The following is a 21509-nucleotide window of genomic DNA, read 5'->3' as shown; positions in this document are numbered from 1 at the left end:
ACCAGCAGCATATGGGAAATCCGTCGGAAGACTCTGAACCTTATTGTCAAGTCTTCCTACGTCCGCAAAAATCATAAAATAAGAGTAGGTATCAAAATAATACCTTGGTTCTACATTAAGGAATATAAAATTATTGGCAAAAAAGAAGTTTTCATTGAACCCCCTAATAGTCCTTAATCCCCCTATTCGGAAAAGATCATTGACAAAAAGGTTAGGGTTTTCCATTACACCTCCAGAAAGCCTCGAAAATAATCCCCACCTTGAATTCCAATAGAAGTGTTTTTCAAAAATTCCCGTAAAATAATATTGTAAACTTCTCAAATCGAGCCCTTGGTATAACTCAACCGGAATAGCTGTATTGATCAAAATACTTTTATTGCCGATAGAAAATTCAAAATTGGCCAGCCCCCCTCTCCTTGGAAAGAAGCGGTCATCCAACCAAGACTGTTCAAAACCTGCACCATAGCTGTTGAACCTAAAATCCCCTACTGCCGGCAATCTATTTAATTCACCCAAACCCGATACATCCAATAGGTCTCCTGCCTGCCTTCGAGAAAAAAGACTTAAATACGTATTGGAGCCTATTCTGTACCCAAAATCCAATTTGAAATCTCTGGTTAGGAATGTCGTATCTTCTTTTAACAAAGAAAATGAAGCCTTAATATCTATACCTGATCCCAGTACCAATGGCTCCAAAGCAGAAACGTGAAGACTCTGAGAAAATTCATTGAAGCGCTGCCAATGCAGTTCATAGTTTCTACCTCTGCCAGCCACATTGTATAATGCAAGATCAAATTGTCCTGTGATTAGCATTCTACCTCCTTGTAACTCATTGGGCAAAAAACCAATAATGCCGTCTATGGAGTTAATCCTCCTATCATTTACCGGCAAATATAAGGTTGCCTCTTCATTTTGAAAACTGATTTCTGGCTCTCCTGCCCATCTCAAATAAGGCAAATTCCGAACCTGTCTTATCCCATCTACAACTTTTTTCTGAGAAAATGCTTCTCCAGGCCTAATTTGGAGAAAATTGCCCAAAAACTGGCGTTTGGTCCTGGAATCACCAGTAATCTTCAAAGTATCAAAAGTAATGAATGGACCAAAATCCAAATCCAATGCGCCTTCAAACCTGTTTTGATCTCTTCTTAAAGAATCAAGGCGTATAGCGGCAAAAGGATACCCCTGATTTTCAGAATTTTTCAGAATTTTTTCAAAAAGGAGGGCAACATCTTTATAGTTTACAGCCTGGTTTTCAAATTGCCGGAGATCAATACCCGATTTGATCAAAAAAACAGGATCAACATTTCCCCTCCTGATTTTTAACCACTCAAACTTCCCTCCTGTAAATATGATCCATAAAATCTGGCCATCCCCATGTTCTTTTATTATAGGTACAGGAGTTAAATAGCCCAATTGATGCAATTCTGCCAAGGTTTCCCTTTTAAATTGCTCCAATTGTAAGGAATCTGTGTATTTAAACTCCCCCTGCTTGGAAAAATCTCCCTTGATTTCATATTTCAGCCACGTATCCTGCTGTGCTTTCAATGGACTCAGGCAGTATTGACAAAGCAACAAAAAATAAATGAAACTTTTTTTCAATGGAAGCTAAGTGGTTTAGGTGTATCTTTGAACTCAAAAGTAATCAATTTGTCCGGTATCTACATCCACATACCTTTCTGTAAGCAAGCTTGCCATTATTGCGATTTCCATTTCAGCACCCAGATTCAGAATAAAGCTGTCATGGTCGAAATGATCCTGTTGGAGCTTGAAAAAAGAAAAGATTTTCTGTCAATCACCGATCCTGTAGAGACCATTTACTTTGGAGGAGGGACTCCTTCCCTCTTAAATGAAAAAGAACTGGCCTCCATAATCAACACACTCTATAAACATTACAATTTAGACTTAAAAGAATTTACCCTAGAGGCCAATCCAGATGATTTGCAGCCAAACAAACTTAAAAACATTAAAAGCTTGGGTGTAGACCGGTTGAGTATAGGTATTCAAAGTTTTGATGAAGGGGTATTGAAATTCTACAATAGGGCGCATAATCAAAAGGAGTCGTTAAATGCTATTGATTTGGCAAAAGATGCGGGTTTCGAAAAGCTTTCCATAGATTTGATCTATGGCTTCCCCAATGAAACTCACAGCATTTGGGAAAAAGATTTGGAACAGGCCCTTATACTTGATCCAGGCCATATAAGCAGTTATGCCCTGACCATTGAGCCCAAAACTGCATTTGGTAACTGGCTGAAAAAAGGAGAATTCAATGAAGCTTCTGAGGATTTTGTTGCAGAACAATTTGAGCTGCTACAAAAGGAAATGACAATGGCCGGCTACATACAATATGAAATTTCAAATTTTGGGAAAGCCGGGCAATTTGCCTTACACAATACCAATTATTGGCTGGGAGTGCCCTACTTGGGAATTGGGCCGAGCGCACATTCTTTTGATGGAAAAAAAAGAGGTCATAATATTGCCAACAATGCCCTTTACATAAAGTCCATAAGAGAAGGCAAACTTCCATATCAAGTAGATGAACTGTCGGAGGAAGAGTTGGTCAATGAATATATACTCACTTCCCTAAGAACACTTTGGGGCTGTGATTTAGATAAATTAAACATGGAATATGGGGTACAGCTGGATCAAGAGGAATTGAAAAAACTAATAAATTTGAAATTGATAGCCATCCATGAAAATGCCGTCAAACTCAGTGATAAAGGCAAACTGTTAGCAGATACGGTGGCTGCTTCACTTTTTATCTGACTTTAAATACTATCTTTGAGAAATGGGTAAATACAAAGATCACACGGGAAGAAGAAAGGAAGTGGCCCCCTTACAGGAGGCTTTTGAAGAATTATTGAATGCTTACAGACTGAAAGATAAATTCGATGAAAGACAAGTCATCCAAGCATGGCCCGAGATCATGGGTAAAACGGTAGCTTCCCGTACAGATTCACTTTTTGTGAAAGAAAAGAAACTATTTGTCAAAATAGCATCAGGTGCCCTTAAAAAAGAACTATCAATGAACCGGTCTAAAGTTTTAAACCTTATTGAAAAGCAATTTGGAAAAGGTATAATCCAAGAGGTCGTTTTTATTTAATCCTGCGCTGAAAAAACGCGCCTCATCAAAGCTGTTGTTCTATCAAGAGGATTTTCCCGAATATTTTTTTCCTCAATCGCTATTAACTGAAACAAACCGTCTATTGCCCTTTCTGTAACATAAGCGTTCAAGTCAGGGTCAATCTTTCTATTCACCAAGGGCAGACTGTTGTAGGAATTGGCTATGTCACCATAAAACCTTGTTGCACCCACCTCGTTCAAAGACTCTTGGATTCTAGGCTGGAAGAGTGCAATAAGCTGACTTTCTGTAGACCTTCTGAGAAATTGGGTCGCTGCATCCTCATCGCCCCTTAAAACCTGAAAGGCATCTTGAATGGTCATTTGCCTGATAGCTTGGATGAATATAGGCTTGGCCTCCAAAGCTGCCCGTTCTGCACCCCTATTGATAGCCAAAAGCGCCCTGTCCACCTCTGCGCCCAGACCAACCTGTCTTAAAGTATTCTCTACCCTTCTGGCATCCTCTGGCAAAAGGATTTTGATCAGTTCATTCCTAAAAAAACCATCTGTCTCAGCAGCTTGATCGGCTCCTTTACTGATGCCTTGTATCAGCGCCTCCTTAAGCCCTTGCGATACCTCAGACTGGGTCAATGGGCCTTGCCCTCCAACACCTTGAAGCAGTTTATTGATATCCGCAGAGGAGCAGGAAATAAGAAAAATTAGGAAAAGTGCGGGACTCATTGCATGAGATAGCTTCATCTTTTTATTGAATTTTAACATAATTTTATAAATGGTCTAAGGTATACACCCAAAATAATTAAGTTAGTTTGGTTAATATTGTGATCCTTTCAGATCAATGCTCAAGTTCTTAAGTCCAAATATCGGAAAAGTTAGTTTCTTGATTGCCATTTTGGCATGGCTGGCTTTACTTTTTGTTGATATTACCAGGATTTTTGGGATGATGAACCAAATTGAATCTGGAGTAGTTCCCGAGGTTTCTTATATTCTCCAGGTAGTGTTTTTTATCATGGTCTACATTTTTTATAATTATTCCATAACAAAAAATGAAAAAAACGAATTCTTGAATCTGATTTGGAGAGGTGCCTCTACGGGTTTATTGGCTTTGGGCATTTCACTTTTAATCCGCGGATTTTATGGAATCTTAGGAGATTCCAGATTGGCATTGGACCCTCTATTGAGAAACTTTTTTTATCACATCAATTTTGCCATGACCAGTCTTTTTCTGATCTCTTGCACCCTACTTTGGAAAAGACTGATTTTATACCAGAAAACAAAAAAGGTTGTACAGCAATGGCAAGCTTTTGAGATTCTGCTCTTGATAAGTATGTTTTTTGTTTTCTTTAACCAAAATACCTTAGATTATAGCTTTCTATTTGGCTTAGTCTTTCTCAATATATTCTCCATTTCCTTAGCCATCAATCTGAAATGGATTCCTTACCTTACTTTTAAAGAGAAATGGAAGTCCATTCTCTTTTTTTCCATTATCTTAATTTCTTCCTCTTACCTTTTTTTCCAAGTATTGTCTTATAGTGATGCCGATCAGATTCCAGTGAATCTTACCGATAATCTCTTACTGATAGGGCTTTTTGCTTTTGTATTTATATATTCACTATTCAGCTTTTTGGTCACCCTCTTTAATTTACCAACCTCATCTGTATTTGAGCAAAAGCTTGTAGAAGCCATAAACTTTCAACGACTCAGCCAGTCCATTAAGCCAGGCGAAAATGAAAACCAAGTGTTGGACATATTGATAGACTCCAGCATGAGTGCATCATATGCCGATGGGGGTTGGTTGGAAACCTCCAACAAAGAAGGAAAACTCACTTTAATTCAAGAACGGTTTATTGATAAAAAAAATCTTGGACAGGTAAAAGAACTGATTGCTGATAGCAAGGCGCTTCAGCATAACAATACTTATAGAAAAGAGGAAGAATCAAAAGTATTTCAAGTTAAAATCAATCATAACCTTTATAAGTCAGCTTTGGTTGCTCCATTACTTGTAAACCAAGAATTAATCGGACGTCTCGTACTTGTGAAGGAAGTAAAAGATGGATTTAATAAAGAAATGCTGAACATCATTTCCACTTTTGTCGGCCAGGCATGTATTTCGGTAGAAAATTACAGATTGCTTAATGATGCCATCAAAAATGAACGGTATAAGGAAGAACTAAAGATAGCCCAAAGGGTACAGGAAAGTTTGCTGCCTGATAAACTTCACCACGATGAAAGTTTTGAAATTTCAGCTTTCTCGGCGGCGGCTGATGAAGTAGGTGGGGATTATTATGAAACCAAACAGCTTGACGACCATACCTTTGTGCTCATCATTGGAGATGTGTCCGGAAAAGGAACCTCGGCAGCCTTCAATATGTCTCAGATGAAGGGGGTTTTCCATAGCTTGGTTCAGACACATTCAAACCCTAAGGATTTCATGATATTGGCCAACAATGCATTAAGTGAATGTCTAGAAAAAAATCACTTTATCACCACGGCATATTACCTGATCAATACGGATTCCAAAAAAATAACCTATAGCAGAGCGGGACATTGTCCCACATTGTATTACAATCACCGAAAACAGGAAACATACTACCTGAGTATTGACGGAATGGGTTTAGGAATATTAAGAAACAAGTTATACGAAAAGTACGTTCATGAGAAAACTTTCCAATTTGGTTCAGGAGATGTCCTTGTACTGATCACGGATGGTATCGTAGAAGCCAAAGATGGGAATGGAGTGGAATTTGGCTATGAAAGGTTAAAAACTGTAGTGGATGAAAATAAAAACTTGAACAGTAAGGAAATACAGGATACCATTATTCAGGAGGTTTATAAATTTATAGGAAAAAATAGAATAGCTGATGATGATTACTCCCTGATGGTAGTTAAATTCAAATGAAAACTAAAATAATTAATTAGCGTATATCTAGACATGCTTAAGATTGAAAATATCGATCAAACAGATCACATGGTATTGCAGCTTTCCGGAGAAATAGATGCCAGTAATTCTGTTGATCTGGATGCGGCAATTCAGGACATGATAAGTAGAGGTGCCAAGAAAATTCTAGTTGATGGATCTCAATTAGAATACATCTCCTCTGCAGGACTTGGTGTTTTTATGTCTTATTTGGAAGAATTCCATGAAAAGGATATTCAAATTGTCATTTATGGTCTACTTGAAAAAGTACACCAGGTATTTGTGATTTTAGGTTTAGATAAGTTAATTACGATTAAGAATAACCAGCAGGACGCGCTCGAGGCGATGCTATGAATGATTTAAAGTTATATTGCGACACCCAAAAGTTGGCCAGTTTAAGGGGGTTTTTGAATAATACCCTTCAACAGACTAACCTTAATGAAATAGAAATACACCAATTGATTTTGGCAGTAGAAGAAGTCTGTGCCAATATGATAATCCATTCGCATTCCTGTGACCCTGACACCTACATCAACCTTAAAACTGAAATTAACGACAATACCATCATTTTTGAAATAAAGGACATGGGCAAAGGGTTTAACCTACTAGAGTACCAAGAACCTGAACTTGATGAGGTGGTAAAAACAAAAAGAAAAGGCGGACTAGGAATCATGTTGGTGAAAAAAATAATGGATAAAATTGAATTTGAATCAAATGGTGTCAAAAACACCTGCCGGTTGATCAAAGAACTGAAATCCAAATAATTGTTAATTCTTAGAGCTTAATACCCAAAGTTCCCAAAATTCTACATATAAATTTGTAACATTGTAGTATCATTTTGGCATGCGTTTTCCTATGAGCAAAAATTTCATTTGGTATTTCCTTTTTGCAGCGGTATTGGGCTGCAGCCCCAAAACTACACCAATAAAAGAAGCTTCCGATCCGGAAATGTCTGTTCCTTTACTGACTATTGGAAATGAAAACATCTTTGCTGATGAGTTTTTGCACTTATTGACCAAAAACAGGCAGTTCCAGGACAAGGAAGACAAATTAAATCCAGAAGAGTTTGATGAAAACCTGGAGCTATTTATCAATTACAAACTGAAAGTCAAAGAAGCCGAAAATTTGGGATTGGATACCCTTGAAGAATTTCGTAGAGAGTTTGAAGTATTCAAAGAAGACTTGATTCAACCCTATCTCATCAAAAACTCCCTGCAACAGGGAGAATTGATCAAGGCATATAACAGGATGAAAGAGGTGGTAAAAGCAAGCCACATCCTTTTACAGTTTCCCAATAATGCCAGTAGGGAAGATACAGTTGCTGTATTTAGAATGGCCCAAAAGCTGAAGGAAGAGGCTGAAGCCGGTGCGGACTTCAACCAATTGGCATTAGAACATTCGGAAGACCCCTCTGCAAAAGATAACAAAGGGAGTTTAGGTTATTTTACAGCCCTTCAAATGGTGCATCAATTTGAGGATGCTGCTTTTGGATTGGATGTTGGAGATATCTCAGACCCCATCTTGACAAATTTTGGTTACCATATCATCAAACTGGAAGACAGAAAACCTAACCCTGGAGAAATAAAAGTTTCCCATATTTTGGTGCGAACACAACCTGGCGATCCTGTATCTGAAGAAAGAGCCTTAAGAAAAGTAGGGGATATTTATACTGAACTTCAAAAACCTGAAAGTTTGTGGGAAGAAGTTTGTAAAATGTACTCTGAAGATCTGGGCAGTAAAAATTCCGGTGGAGCTTTGCCTTGGATAGGGTTAGGTTCAGTGATCCCCGAATTCGAAAGGGTAGCTTTTTCCATTTCAGAAGTAGGTGAAATCTCTCCCCCCGTTAAGACACCTTATGGCTACCATATCATTCGATTAGACGAACAAAGGCCTATTCCTTCTTATGAAGAAATGGAAGCTTCTATCAAATCACGCATACTAAGAGACAGCAGGTCATCTCTCATTCAGTCACAGGTCACTGCAATTCAGAAGTCCCGTTATGGCTTTCAGGAAAACGGAACTGCTTTATTAAAAGTCCAAAAACTTCTCGATGAAACCAACTCCTTGGAAAAATTCAAAGAAGATGTGATGTCGAATACAATACAAGAAGATGTACTCTTCATGGTGGAGGATCAGGATATAACTGTAAAAGACCTTCTGGTCTTCATGGAAAATGAAAAAAATAAAGTAAGTATAGGATCCAGAAACAGTGTCGCTAATTCATTGGACCGGTTTATTGAATACACACTTAATACAGCAGAAGAAAGAGACCTCTTGGCAAATAATAAAGAATACAGTTTATTGCTTCGGGAATACAGAGACGGAATACTCTTGTTTTCTTTAATGAACGAACAGGTTTGGCAAAGGGCACTTATGGACAGTATTGGCCAAGTTAATTTCTATGAAGAAAATAAAAACCAATATTTATGGAATGAAAGGGTAGAGGCTTTGATCGTCACTCTTGGTAAAGAGACATATGCTGAATCAGTTAGGCGGTTTCTGACAAACAAAAAATACAAAAAAGACTTGGCCGACAGATTGGAAAACACATTCCTGTTGGATAACTCATTAATGTTTACCATGGATGAGGGATTGTATGAATGGGAGGATCATCCTGTACTTTCGAAGGTTGAAATCAACAAGGACTTCCATGAAATAAAGATCAATGGAAAAAGTTCATTTATTCTGATAGGTGAAAGGGTCCCTCCCCAAGCCAAGAAATTTGAAGAAACCAGAGGAAAAGTCATACAGGATTATCAACAGTTCTTAGACAAAATCCTTATCCAAAAACTTAAAGCAAACTATATCATCCGAATTGATGAGGATGAAAAAAAGAAAATATACCAACTTGCCGTTAAAGATTGAAAACAGCTGGATATTGCTGTTGTTGCTGATGGCTTCTTGTGATCTCTTTCACTTTAAATCAGGTTTAGAGGACGAGGAGGATCCTTTAGTTGCATCTGTGGAACAACAGTTTTTAAGACAATCTGATCTAAAACTGGTCAATACCACAGGACTGTCTTCTGCAGACAGCAGCAACATAATAGAACGTTACATCCAATCATGGGTTCGAAAACAATTGATGATAAAGGAAGCCTCGAAATCGAAATTAATAGATGAGGCTGAGATAAACAGGAAACTGCTTGACTACAAGTATGCCTTAATGGTGTATGAATTTGAGAAGGATTATTTGGAAAAAAATATTGAGAACACCATTCCTGAACAAGAAATAGAGGAATACTATAACCTCAACTTGGAAAATTTCAGCCTAAAGGAAATCATCGCCCGGTTAAATTTTCTTAAGTTGGAAAGGAATAATCCTCAAAACCCAAATTTGGAAAGGTTCTTGAGGTTGGAGGATGGGTTACAAAAAGATGCCATTCAGAAGATTGCTATGGAACAGGCAGCAAATTACTACCTAGAAGATGCTGTTTGGGTAAAAATGGGAGATATAGTGATCAATACGCCTTTGGCTGGAAACTCGAACTTGGTGGCTTTACTGAGAAACAATAAGCTGATCATCGTAGAGGATGATTGGTACAGGTATTACTTTAGGATTTTGGAATACAGGTTAGAAGATCAAACCCCACCATTGGAATTTGTTAAAGATGAGATTTCCAAAATTCTTCTCAACAAAAAGCGGATTCAACTCGTCGAGGAACTACAAAAGGAAATTTATAACCGTGCACTTGAAAATAATGAGTTTAAAATATATGAATAAATTGAAGTACATCCTGGCTTTAATCTTTGGATTGATTTTGCACAGCAGCTTTGCCCAGGAGGATGGACAAAGCAGCGCAAGTCCAGAGTCAGGACAGGTATTGGATAAGATTGTCGCAAAGGTAAATAACTACATCGTCTTGGAATCAGATGTTCAGAAAGCCTACCTGGATGCCATTTCCCAATCCAGACAGGGATTTGAAACGCCCTCAAGATGTGATGTTTTTGAATCCTTATTGATCAATAAACTGATGGTCGCCAAAGCAGATCTAGATTCAGTGATGGTCTCCGACGCTGAGGTAATGATCCAAACTGATCAAAGATTTTCAATGATACTTGCCCAGTTGGGTGGGGATGAAAGTGTTTTACCGGAAATATACGGTAAAACTGCCGATCAAATGAAAGCGGAAATTGAAGAGCCTATCCGAGAACAACTTATCATCCAAAAAATGCAGGCAAAAATTACGGAAGGATTGGCTGTTTCTCCAGTAGAAGTAAAAAGGTTTTATAACTCCATCCCAAGAGATTCCCTTCCTTTCTTCTCAGCAGAAGTAACCGTAGGTCAAATAGTGAAAAAACCAGATGTCAATAAGGGAGTTAAAGATCAAATCGAAAATCAACTTCGGGAAATCAAAAGCAGGATCATGGATGGGACAACGGACTTTCAAACCATGGCCAAACAGTACTCCCAAGATCCTGGATCAGCCGCTATGGGAGGAGAACTCGGGTTTTTCCGTCGAGGCGAACTAGCCCCCGAATATGAGGCTACGGCTTTGGGATTAAGACAAGGGGAAATAAGTGATCCTGTTGAAACGATGTTTGGTTTTCACATCATACAATTACTGGAAAGAAAAGGAAATACCTTCAATACCCGACATATTCTTATACAGCCAATGCCCGCTGAAGAGGACATTAAAAAGGCAGAAAGGTACCTAGATAGCTTGAAAACTCAAATACTAGATGAGAAAATTACCTTTGCGAAAGCTGCTAAAGAATACTCTGACGACCGGTCTACTTCAGATAATGGCGGCTTTTTTGCGGACCCGCAGACTGGTTCTTCCAGGTTAACTTTAAGGACTTTGGATGATCCATTGCTCTATTTTACATTGGATAGTATGGAGGTGGGATCAATTACAAAACCTATGAGGTTTGAAGATGAAAGAGAAGGCACCAAAGTGCGTATCTTGTATTATCGGGAAAGGTTCCCCGCTCACAGAGCCAACATGGATGATGATTATGAAAAATTGAAGGCCGCAACAAGAAGAAAGAAGGAGGAGGAAATTTTAAGCAGGTGGTTTCTTACAGCGAAAGAGGATGTATTTATAGATATCGACCCGGCTTATGACAGATGTGAGGCCCTAAAAGATAGATAGCAGCTGATGAAAATGTCAGAGAATTGCATAAGATTCGAGTTGGAGAAGTCAAGCTGTATAGATATATGGGGAACTGAAGCCAAGGATTAGCTTGCTTGAAGATACCTAACAAAACCTCAGTATATGCTGTACGGTTTTTGGGTTAATTTTATTGAAACCCCTGTATTTGATCTTAAATTAAATAGTATAAATCAAGCATTATCAAATTGCTTCGTGTTTATAAGTAGCACCAGTTAAAAAAAGCCGCCTTTGAGGGCGGCTTTTTTTAACTCTGCACGTTGATCAAAGATTCTCTTCTTCTCATTTTTCCGGCCGGTAGGCCATACATCATTTTGAAACGCCTGCAGAAATAGGCCGTATCCTTATAACCTACTTCCTTGCCTATATCTCTTATACTTTTCTTGGAAGTCCTTAAAAGCTCGACTGCCGCTTCCATTCTCTGGTATTCAATGTAATCCTGAGGGTTGATTCCAGTAAGCATTTTAAAATACTGGCCTACATAATCTTCGGATACATTTGCTACTTTGGCCAATACTTTATTCGATAAATCTCCTCCGATATTTTTCTTGATATAATTGAATAGATCAATTAGCCTTGGATCCTTAAAATAGGTGCTATTGGTGGACAACTCCTCCATAAACAACCTGTTTTTGAGAATATGTCTGACCACCTCAATCACCAGAAGTTCAGTATGAATTTTCATCACCCTTTCCTTGCCAGGAATCTGGTTTTCATTTTCTTTCACCATATCTTCAATAATCGTTGCGATACGGTCATTGAAGCGGATTACAAAAGAAGGGATCCCCAGAGAATTGAAAAAATTGACCACATCAAAAACCTTTGCCTCAAAATTGACAATTGACACACAGTCCTCATCCAGAGACTTGATCTCCTTAAAACTAATGGTCTGAAGGTACTTTCTTTTGTTATCCAGAAAGCTTTCATTAGTGATATCACTTTTCTTCCCAACAGAACCGAAAGAAATGGCCGTTTTCCTACCAGAAGGTATGAATAGGATTTCACCTTCATTGACTACTTCTTGCTCCTCCCCAAACTTCAAATTTCCACGATGCAATAGTATTAGCGAATTATCTGTATCATGATAGTCAGAAATGCTTACCGGCTTCTCTATTTTATAATTATTGCCTTTTAAAAAGCGAACTCCTACTGATTCGATGACTTTGTTGTAATATTCCATGAGGACAACAAGTTTATGTTTTTTGGTAAAAGTATATTAATTTTCTTCAAATAAGTAAAAAAAATTAATAAAAAATTACGAAATGGCGGAAAAGGGCATAAATAATTAGACTTTATGCCCTTTCTCCAATCATAACCTGATTTATCTTAAAATGCCTCTTGATATAACTATTTTTTGAATTTCACTGGTTCCTTCATAAATCTGGGTAATTTTTGCATCACGCATCAACCGCTCTACATGGTATTCTTTAACATAACCATAACCCCCATGGACCTGAACAGCCTCGACCGTTACATTCATCGCTACTTCTGAAGCATATAATTTGGCCATGGCACTGGCATGGGCATAATCTCTTCCCTGATCCTTTAGCCATGCAGATTTTACTACCAATAATCGCGCAGCTTCTATTTGAGTAGCCATATCGGCCAATTTAAACTGGATTGCTTGGTGTTGGCTAATAGGTTTTCCAAAAGCTTTGCGCTCTTTGGAATATGCCAATGCCAATTCATAGGCACCTGATGCAATGCCAAGTGCTTGGGCAGCAATTCCTATTCTGCCTCCATTGAGTGTTTCCATGGCAAATGTAAACCCAAATCCTTCGTCTCCAATCCTATTCTCAACCGGTACCTTAACATCTGTAAACATCAAAGAATGGGTGTCTGAACCTCTGATTCCAAGTTTGTCTTCTTTTTTACCAATAACAAAGCCTTCCCATTCTTTCTCCACGATAAAGGCAGAAATACCTTTATGCCCTTTTGCGGGATCTGTTTGGGCAATTACCAGGTAAACCGAAGCTGTGGATCCATTGGTTATCCAATTTTTGGTGCCATTTAAGATATAATGCTCTCCTTCAAGTTCGGCAGTGGTTCTTTGAGATGTGGCATCAGAGCCCGCTTCAGGTTCTGAAAGACAAAAGGCCCCTATTATTTCGCCAGTTGCCAATCTCTTCAGGTATTTTTCTTTCTGGGCCTCATTCCCGTATTTTTCCAATCCCCAACATACCAAAGAATTATTAACAGACATCGACACCGAAGCAGAAGCATCAATTTTTGAAATTTCTTCCATGGCCAATACATAAGATACCGTATCCATACCGCCTCCATTATATTTGGGATCTACCATCATGCCCATAAAGCCAAGTCCTCCCATTTTTTCTATCTGTTCATGGGGAAACTTAGCCTCTGTATCTCTTTCAATCACTCCCGGCAGCAATTCTGTTTGGGCAAAATCTCTGGCTGCATCCCGCACCGCAATGTGCTCCTCCGTAAATTCAAAATGCATATCTATACTATTTGGGTTATATTTATTTTCGATTGGAATTTAGTTACAAAAAAAATAAGGGGCAATTTCCTGCCCCTTAAATGTAAACTCAAATCGTGAAAATAAGTTTCTTGTCAATCCCTATTTCCAAAGAATATCATAATATAGTAGGCCAAAGTTGCCAGTGCTGCTAAAGCAGCAACCACATAGGTCATTGCTGCCCATTTTAAAGCATCTTTAGACATGGCATACTCATCACTGGTTACTACATTTCTTTCTTTGACCCAGGCCAACGCTCTGGCACTTGCATCAAATTCCACCGGTAATGTGATCAGGGTAAATAAGGTCATGATACCATAAGCACCTACGATTATAAAGCCAATAAGCTCATATGGCAAGCCGATAAAAGCCCCCCCAAATAATGAAGCGATCAATACAATATTTAAAATTTTACCGCTTGCATTTTGAACAGGGACCATTGCAGACCTCATCTTCAGCCAAGAATAGGCTGTAGCATGCTGAATAGCATGGCCACATTCGTGAGCGGAAACAGCAGCCGCAGCAGCATTCCTGCCAAAATATACATCCGGGCTAAGATTAACTGTCTTATTCATCGGATTATAATGATCGGTTAGCTGACCTTCTACAGACAATACCTTGACGTCTGTTATATTATTATCAGCCAACATCAATTCGGCGATTTCCTTTCCTGAAAGATTGGCCTTAAGTGATGTCTGAGAGTATTTTTTGAATTTGCTTTTCAGTCTCCTGCTGACAATAAATCCCAATACGGCAAATACAATAACAATTAATATGATCATAGTTTTCTGTTTTTTTGCTTTTCTAATTACGAATTTAATGAGTTTTGGATGCTTTTTTAGCAGTAATTTTTAAGAAAATAACCGAGGTCGCCAAACCTGCCATTAAAACTGTAAACACCTGACTACTGTGGATGATCACTGCAAATATTTTACCCTGTTCCTCACTTAAGCCAAATGCTATCAAAATAAAGGCCACTAATGCATGAAAGGTACCAATACCTCCCTGAACAGGCGCAACCATGCCAATGCTTCCCATTACCATCACCAGAAGCACTGCACTCAATGACAAACTGGCAGTAGCAGGTATAGCCCATGCTACAAATAACATCATGAGGTAATAAATGATCCAAATCGCCAATGAACTTGCCCAAAAACCCCTTTGATTTTTTACCCTTCTTACACTTATAAAACCTTTGATAATATCCCTGAGAAAATGACGTAATTTTCGAAAAACCCCACTTCCCCGGTATTTATGAAAAACAAAATAAAAAAATATTCCTGTGATCAGTATTCCTCCTATCAGTATCGGCAAAGAAACTAGCATTTTTTGGACAATTTCATCAAAGACTATCAGGTCTGTCAAAAGATTCAAAAATAATCTCCTTTCCAGCAAAAAAGCGAGTGTAATGGTAATGAGCATAAAGAGTAAATCTATGGTTCTCTCCAAAATGACTGTACCAATTAACTTGCCCATTTGTTGATCTTCCGTTTTGGCCAATACGGCACAGCGTGCCACTTCTCCAGCCCGGGGAATCAGCAAATTGGTCAAATATCCGATCATCAATGCCACAAAAGACCGCGCGGTACTGACTTTGATTTTTTCTCCAGCTTCAATGAGCAATCGCCACCTCCATGCTCTTATCCAATACCCCATTAAGGAAACCAAAACCGACAAACCTACCAAAGCAAAGGATGTCTCACTAAGGGCTCTTTTCAAACTTTCAAAACTGATGTCTTTGTATAAAAACCAAAAGATCCAGATGGCTACCCCAAAGGAGAGCACAACCTGAATCCATTGTTTGTAATTTAATCTCACCTTATATCAGTTTGTTATGATCATCCGGAAATATAACCACTGGCTTGTAATTTTTTGCTTCCTCAAAATCCATGGAACAATAGGAGATGATAATAATTATATCGCCTACCTGTGCTTTTCTAGCTGCAGGACCATTGAGACAAATCATGCCACTTCCTCTCTCTCCCTTGATAACATAGGTTTCCAGGCGTTCCCCGTTATTAATATTCACAATCTGCACCTTTTCATTTTCTATGATGTTGGCCGCATCCATTAGATCTTCGTCTACTGTTATACTACCTACATAATGCAATTCTGCCTGGGTAATCTTTACTCTGTGGATTTTTGATTTTAATAGTTGGATTTGCATGGGTCTAAAATTTGGCGCAAAACTAATGATTTACTGGAATATTATCTATCAATCTCACCTTTCCCACATAGGCAGCGACACAAATGGAAAGGGGAATATCTTTATTAAAACTGTCCTGCTTTGACATATCCTCTGCATGGACCAATTCAAAATACTCCAACCTCACATCAGAAATCTGTGAAAATTCATGTTTTACATGGAGTAAAATGTCTAACCAGGCTCCCCCATTAAAAAGTTCAGATTTGGCATAAGAAAGCATCCTGAATAATGTTAAGGCTTTATTTCTTTCAACAGGATTCAGTCTCAGGTTCCTCGATGAAAGTGCAAGCCCATCTTTATCCCTTACAGTAGGAACAACAACAATTTCCACATCAAATGAAAGATCCATTACCAACCTTTTGATTACTGCAACTTGCTGTAAATCCTTCTCTCCAAAAAAAGCTTTATCCGGTTTAACAATATTTAACAGCTTGGAGACGACTATCCCCACTCCATTGAAATGACCGGGCCTGAAAGCTCCTTCAAGCCGCTGCTCTAATAATCCAAAATCAATCTTTAATATGGGTTTATCAGGGTAAATCTCCTGATTTTCAGGAATGAAAACAGCAGCCACCCCGATATTCTCCAATAACTCCAAGTCATTATGCAAAGATTTGGGGTATTGCTCAAAATCCTCAATATTGTTGAATTGGGTGGGGTTTACAAAAATAGAGACAATTACAGATCCAGTATTATCTTTTGCTTTTTTAATCAAATCCAAATGCCCTTGATGCAAGGCTCCCATCGTAGGTACAAAACCTATGGTTATTTTGTTTAATTGAAGATTTAGACAAAAGGATTTTACCGCATTTTTGGTACGGAGGATTTTCACTGCATTGTATTTTAAGAATGTAAAATAGGGGCAAAGCTATACCTAAATCCAGAAAAACAATGGCTATGCCAGTTTTTTTTTGTACATTTGTGGATTATTATCGCTCAACAAAACCAACAAGATATGTCAAAACTTCGTATCCTCTACGTTGCAAGTGAAATCAACCCATTTCTTCAAACCTCAGAGGTAGCCAATTTCGTGAGGGCCCTTCCACAGGCCATGCAGGAAAAAGGAATGGAAATCCGAATTCTTGTTCCAAGATTTGGACTTATTAATGAAAGAAAGAACAGGTTACATGAGGTGGTTAGGCTTTCTGGAATCAATATTGCCGTAGGTGAAGAAGAGAAACCTTTGATTATCAAGGTGGCATCTATTCCCAATGCAAAACTTCAAGTTTATTTTATAGACAATGAAGATTATTTTCAAAGAAAAAGCGTTTTCTTTGACAAACAAGAAAAATTCTATGAGGACAATGACGAAAGAGCCATTTTCTTCTGTAAAGGAGTAATCGAAACCGTGAAAAAATTAGGGTGGGCACCCGATGTGGTACATTGTAATGACTGGATGACAAGTCTAATACCCATGTATCTCAAAACTACCTACAAAAATGAACCGTTATTTAAAGATACAAAATCAGTTTTTGCTATTTATAATACCGGATTTAGCCATAAATTTGGCGACGATTTATTGGAGAAAATAAAAATGGTGGATATAGATGATTCCATTTTGGCTCCTCTCAAATCAAAAGACTATGAAGGTTTCCTTAAAATAGGAATGGAATATGCCGACGTGGTCATCAAGAGCGAAGAAATATCTGAAAAACTAAGCCAACTCATTGAAGAGTGCTCTAAAGACAAGAAGTGTGAGATCAACAGCGAAGAAGAAGAACAACTTTTTGAAAGTTACTACAACATTTATACAGACCTTGCCGGCTAAGCTGGCATTGTCTCTATTAATCACCTTTCCAATATTCAGTTCTTGCGAAGACCCTTCCAACCTTGGGTTGCAATTGGATCCGAACAATAATCAGTTGGGAGTATTTTATGAAGAAATACCCCTAACTGCTTTTGTTATCATGCAGGACTCCTTGCTGACCACTAATCCTGAATCCTTGGTATTTGGAAATGATGAGGGCGACTTCTTTGGAAAAACTGAAGCTACCGCCTATTCAAGGCTATTATTTAATCGTGATCTGGCAAGGCCTAATTCAGATGCAGTCCTTGATTCTGTAAGGTTTAACTTTAACATCAGAGAGGTCAATGCAGATGATTTATCAGATGAGAAAACGATAAACGTACATCGGCTAAACGAGCAGATCAGGGAGGTTAATTATTACAATTTCAGCCAGTTGGATTATAGTGAAGAAGCAGTATTTTCCGCTAGTTTTGACTTTTCCAGCAGGCAGGATACACTTGTATTTGCTAACCTAATAGACAACCCCTTTGCCAATGAACTCTTTGAAGCCTTAAAGGATGGAACAGCATTTTCTGATATATTTACCTTCAGGGAATTTCTTCCTGGGCTAGTTTTTAGAGGCAAAGAAAATGAAAGGGTTTCTTATAATCTGGCTCCTGGAAACAATACCGGCTTTGTATTTTTTTATAGAAATGAGAATGATACTGTATCCCGAGCTTACCCTATCGGTACTGGAGTAAATAACAATTCTGCCAGACATTTTAACCAAGTTACCATTGATCCTACAGGAACTCCCACCGAGGCAATCACTGATAAGTTTGTGGCCTATGATTTAGGAGACCGCGCAGGTTCGAAAAATAATACAGGTATCTTGGTCAAACTGGATATGAGCCCATTGGAAAGTTTTTTGGATACTTTAGAAAATGTAACATTTAACCAAGTAACCATTGAAATGGGGCCTTTGGAAAGAAATGTAACTACCAACAGGCCACCACAGTTTCTACAAATGTTTTTTACGAACGAAACCAACAGAGTGCTGTTAGGTGCTAATGGTGCCTTAGCCGTCCAGTCCGATGGCAGACCTCAATTTGATCCCAATACAGGTAACCCGATTGTCGGTGATGCCCCTGCTTTATTGGCTCATAATAGAGAAAGAAATGTTTACAGCCAGTTTATCACCTCCCATGTGAATGCTGTATATAGAGGTAATTTACAAAGGAGAGATTTTATTGTTTACCCCCTAGTAGCAGGAAGAGATGAACACAGGCAATCTTTAAGGGAGTTTGTGATAGATTCAAAAAGTCCGGTTTTGAAAATCTTTTATTCCAAAACCAGGGCTTTCTAATGAAACCCTATTTTTTAAGAAAGTGGATTAAAACAGTATGTAAATTTTGCGAAAGTTAGCTAAATGGCCTGCTTTTTGTTAATTTTGTTCGATTAACGTTTTATAATTTTTAAGAATTTTTAAATATGTGTGGAATTGTAGCTTATGTGGGGCAGCAGGAAGCTTTACCCATCATTATCAAAGGGCTGAAAAGACTGGAATACCGCGGTTACGATAGTGCCGGAGTGGCCCTACTCAATACCGAGGGTTTGAGCATTTACAAGAAAAAGGGCAAGGTATCGGAACTCGAGAACCACCTCAATGGATTTTCAAAACTGAATTCCAAAATTGGCATTGGCCATACCCGTTGGGCAACCCATGGAGAGCCAAACGATGTCAATGCCCACCCCCATTATTCTTCCAATGAAAAATTTGCTATCATCCACAATGGCATCATAGAAAACTATGATGTCCTGAAAAGGGATTTGATGAACAAAGGCTATGTTTTTCATTCCGAAACAGACTCAGAAGTTTTCATAAAATTCATCGAAGACATTTATGTAAACAATTATTGCACTTTGGAAGAAGCTGTTAGGCTTGCTTTACACAAAGTAGTAGGCGCTTATGCCATAGTAATTATGAATATAGAAGAACCTGATACCCTTATAGCGGCAAGAAAAGGCTCTCCTTTGGTCATAGGTGTAGGAGAAGATGAGTATTTTCTGGCCTCTGATGCCACACCTATTATAGAATACACCAACCAGGTAGTCTACCTAGATGATTACGAAATAGCAGTAATCCGCAATGGCACATTGCAGATCAAAACCATTGAAAATGTAGAGACTAACCCTTATATCAACCAATTGGAAATGGAATTGGAAGCCATTGAAAAGGGTGGATATGAACATTTCATGTTGAAAGAAATCAACGAACAGCCAAGATCTATCGCAGATTGTATGCGGGGAAGGCTAGATGCCAAAAATGGTCGTTTGGTTTTGGGTGGCTTGCGGGATTACATGAATAAATTCCAAAATGCGGATAGGATCATCATCACTGCCTGCGGTACTTCCTGGCATGCTGGACTTGTAGCAGAATACCTGTTCGAAGAATTTGCCAGAATTCCTGTTGAAGTAGAGTATGCATCCGAATTCAGATATAGAAATCCTGTCGTCAACGAAAAAGATTTTATTATTGCTATATCGCAGTCAGGTGAAACAGCTGATACATTAGCCGCTATAGAGCTGGCAAAATCAAAAGGAGCAACCATCTTTGGCGTTTGTAATGTAGTAGGATCTTCCATTCCAAGAGCTACCCATGCAGGTTCCTATACCCATGCAGGTCCAGAAATTGGAGTAGCTTCCACCAAAGCATTCACAGCTCAAATTTCTGTACTCACCATGATGGCACTTAAGCTGGGCTATCAGAGAGGTACATTACCAGAAAACAGGTACATGCAACTGTTGAGCGAACTGGAAACCATTCCATCAAAGGTAGAAAGAGCCCTCCAACTGAATGAAAAGATCAAAGAAATTGCCGCGGAATTCAAAGATGCGAGAAACTTTTTGTATTTAGGTAGGGGATACAACTTCCCAGTTGCCTTAGAAGGAGCTTTGAAACTGAAAGAAATCTCTTACATACATGCTGAAGGTTATCCTGCTGCAGAGATGAAGCATGGGCCTATCGCATTGATTGATGAAGAAATGCCGGTAGTCTTCATTGCTACCAAAGATTCTTCTTACGAAAAAGTAGTCAGCAATATACAGGAAGTTAAGGCCAGAAAAGGTAAAATTATTGCTGTTGTGACTGAAGGAGATACTACAGTAAAACAAATGGCAGATCATATAATTGAAATCCCTGAGACAGAGGAGGCATTTGTACCACTAATTGCAGTGGTTCCATTGCAACAATTGTCCTATCATATCGCTGTCATGAGAGGTTGTAATGTAGATCAACCCAGAAACCTGGCCAAATCAGTAACGGTGGAATAAAAGATTATTTTTTTCAAAAAAGCCTGTGTTAATCACAGGCTTTTTTATTTTTGTGGGAACTTATTGGGTATAATGGCTAAAAAACGTCCCCTTCATAAACGTTTAAAGTATTTTTTGCTTTACCTCCTGGTGAAGGGCCTACTTTTTATGGCCTATATATTACCCAGAAAAGTTGTGCTTCATTTTTGCGGTTTTTTGGGAAGAATGGCTTTTTACCTGATCAAAGATGCCCGCAAAAAAACTATCCTCCATTTGGAACTGGTTTATGGAAAGGAAAAATCCAAAGAGGAAATCCTAAGGATGGCGAAACGGGTTTTTATAATGATCGGAAAAAATGCCGGTGATATCATGCGTTCGGTCAATATCTTTGATATACAGGCCTTCCAAAATGTAGTGCGTGTCACTGGCGAAGAACACCTTCATAAAGCCTTGGAAGCCAAAAAAGGTGTTATTGTGTTGACAGCTCACGTTGGCGCGTTTGAATTGGTGGCCACTTACCTTGCTTTAATGGATTATTGCCCTCAAATCATCGGTACGAAGCTAAAAGATACCAGGCTAAATCAACTGATAACGCAAAATAGAAGCAGAAGAGGAGCAGAAGCCATTGAAAGAGGTAAAGATACCTTGAAAGTAATGAGAAATCTGAAATTAGGGGGTCTCTT

Annotated in this window: 19 protein-coding genes and 1 pseudogene; 12 read left to right on the top strand and 8 right to left on the bottom strand. The window is 38.6% G+C overall.

The annotated features are described in order from the left end of the window. On the bottom strand, nt 1-1599 hold a 1599-nt coding region (locus QZT73_RS04655; RefSeq protein ID WP_291786858.1), incomplete at its 3' end, for a hypothetical protein. 48 nt (nt 1600-1647) lie between these two features. On the opposite strand from QZT73_RS04655, the gene hemW reads away from it, so the two are divergent. Further along, nucleotides 1648-2763, top strand: coding sequence for a radical SAM family heme chaperone HemW (gene hemW, locus QZT73_RS04650; RefSeq protein ID WP_291786854.1), 1116 nt, complete (start codon nt 1648-1650; stop codon nt 2761-2763). A gap of 22 nt (nt 2764-2785) precedes the next feature. Continuing rightward, a complete protein-coding gene (locus QZT73_RS04645; protein WP_291783938.1) occupies nt 2786-3100 on the top strand; it encodes a DUF721 domain-containing protein in 315 nt (104 codons plus the stop codon). Here the strand turns inward: QZT73_RS04645 and QZT73_RS04640 are convergent. Continuing rightward, entirely contained in the window at nt 3097-3816 is a 720-nt protein-coding gene (locus QZT73_RS04640; protein ID WP_291783937.1) for a DUF4197 domain-containing protein, read from the bottom strand. The genes QZT73_RS04645 and QZT73_RS04640 overlap by 4 nt on opposite strands. 97 nt (nt 3817-3913) lie before the next feature. Here QZT73_RS04640 and QZT73_RS04635 point away from each other — a divergent pair, with 97 nt between their 5' ends. The 6 genes from QZT73_RS04635 to QZT73_RS04610 all read left to right on the top strand — a co-directional run bounded on the left by QZT73_RS04635 (nt 3914) and on the right by QZT73_RS04610 (nt 11085). Then, nucleotides 3914-5974, top strand: a complete 2061-nt coding sequence (locus QZT73_RS04635) for a SpoIIE family protein phosphatase (protein ID WP_291786852.1) — start codon at nt 3914-3916, stop codon at nt 5972-5974. Between the two features lie 33 nt (nt 5975-6007). Beyond that, entirely contained in the window at nt 6008-6346 is a 339-nt protein-coding gene (locus QZT73_RS04630) for an STAS domain-containing protein (RefSeq protein WP_291783931.1), read from the top strand. Then, nucleotides 6343-6756 (top strand): ATP-binding protein, encoded by a 414-nt coding sequence (locus tag QZT73_RS04625; RefSeq protein ID WP_291783928.1) that lies wholly within the window; start codon nt 6343-6345, stop codon nt 6754-6756. The genes QZT73_RS04630 and QZT73_RS04625 overlap by 4 nt, the downstream gene beginning before the upstream one ends. A gap of 91 nt (nt 6757-6847) precedes the next feature. Next, nucleotides 6848-8857 carry a peptidylprolyl isomerase gene (locus QZT73_RS04620; protein WP_291786847.1) on the top strand — a complete coding sequence of 670 codons (2010 nt, stop codon included), beginning with the start codon at nt 6848-6850 and terminating at the stop codon, nt 8855-8857. Continuing rightward, a complete protein-coding gene (locus tag QZT73_RS04615; protein ID WP_291783924.1) occupies nt 8817-9713 on the top strand; it encodes a peptidyl-prolyl cis-trans isomerase in 897 nt (298 codons plus the stop codon). Before QZT73_RS04620 ends, QZT73_RS04615 begins: the two co-directional genes overlap by 41 nt. Then, on the top strand, nt 9706-11085 hold the full coding sequence (locus QZT73_RS04610) for a peptidylprolyl isomerase (RefSeq protein ID WP_291786845.1): 1380 nt from the start codon (nt 9706-9708) through the stop codon (nt 11083-11085). The genes QZT73_RS04615 and QZT73_RS04610 overlap by 8 nt, the downstream gene beginning before the upstream one ends. A 265-nt stretch (nt 11086-11350) precedes the next feature. Here the strand turns inward: QZT73_RS04610 and QZT73_RS04605 are convergent, their stop codons facing one another. From QZT73_RS04605 to panC, 6 genes are all read right to left on the bottom strand, one after another. Further along, complete coding sequence (locus QZT73_RS04605; protein ID WP_291777099.1) at nt 11351-12283, bottom strand: helix-turn-helix domain-containing protein; 933 nt, start codon at nt 12281-12283, stop codon at nt 11351-11353. Nucleotides 12284-12424: 141 nt separating this feature from the next. After that, entirely contained in the window at nt 12425-13564 is a 1140-nt protein-coding gene (locus tag QZT73_RS04600; protein WP_291777098.1) for an acyl-CoA dehydrogenase, read from the bottom strand. A 113-nt stretch (nt 13565-13677) separates the two neighbouring features. Next, entirely contained in the window at nt 13678-14364 is a 687-nt protein-coding gene (locus QZT73_RS04595; protein ID WP_291786843.1) for a zinc metallopeptidase, read from the bottom strand. 34 nt (nt 14365-14398) lie between these two features. Beyond that, nucleotides 14399-15400: a lysylphosphatidylglycerol synthase transmembrane domain-containing protein gene (locus tag QZT73_RS04590; RefSeq protein WP_291777096.1), complete on the bottom strand. Its 1002-nt coding sequence runs from the start codon at nt 15398-15400 to the stop codon at nt 14399-14401. A 1-nt stretch (nt 15401) separates the two neighbouring features. After that, entirely contained in the window at nt 15402-15749 is a 348-nt protein-coding gene (gene panD / locus QZT73_RS04585) for an aspartate 1-decarboxylase (RefSeq protein WP_291786840.1), read from the bottom strand. 22 nt (nt 15750-15771) lie between these two features. Next, complete coding sequence (panC, locus tag QZT73_RS04580) at nt 15772-16620, bottom strand: pantoate--beta-alanine ligase (protein WP_291786837.1); 849 nt, start codon at nt 16618-16620, stop codon at nt 15772-15774. Nucleotides 16621-16743: 123 nt separating this feature from the next. On the opposite strand from panC, the gene QZT73_RS04575 reads away from it, so the two are divergent. The 4 genes and pseudogenes from QZT73_RS04575 to QZT73_RS04560 form a co-directional block, all read left to right on the top strand. Next, nucleotides 16744-17556, top strand: coding sequence for a glycogen/starch synthase (locus tag QZT73_RS04575; RefSeq protein WP_291777090.1), 813 nt, complete (start codon nt 16744-16746; stop codon nt 17554-17556). Further along, complete coding sequence (locus QZT73_RS04570; RefSeq protein WP_291786833.1) at nt 17516-18880, top strand: hypothetical protein; 1365 nt, start codon at nt 17516-17518, stop codon at nt 18878-18880. The genes QZT73_RS04575 and QZT73_RS04570 overlap by 41 nt, the downstream gene beginning before the upstream one ends. Before the next feature lie 125 nt (nt 18881-19005). Then, nucleotides 19006-20847 (top strand): glutamine--fructose-6-phosphate transaminase (isomerizing), encoded by a 1842-nt coding sequence (gene glmS / locus QZT73_RS04565; RefSeq protein ID WP_291777087.1) that lies wholly within the window; start codon nt 19006-19008, stop codon nt 20845-20847. 72 nt (nt 20848-20919) lie between these two features. Beyond that, a pseudogene (locus tag QZT73_RS04560) lies at nt 20920-21509 on the top strand (lipid A biosynthesis lauroyl acyltransferase); the annotation flags it as partial.

The organism is Cecembia sp., from assembly GCF_007126775.1.
In the GTDB taxonomy this organism is placed as follows: domain Bacteria; phylum Bacteroidota; class Bacteroidia; order Cytophagales; family Cyclobacteriaceae; genus Cecembia.
Note: the sequence above shows the minus strand (reverse complement) of the source record. Positions and strands in the feature narration are given on the sequence as shown.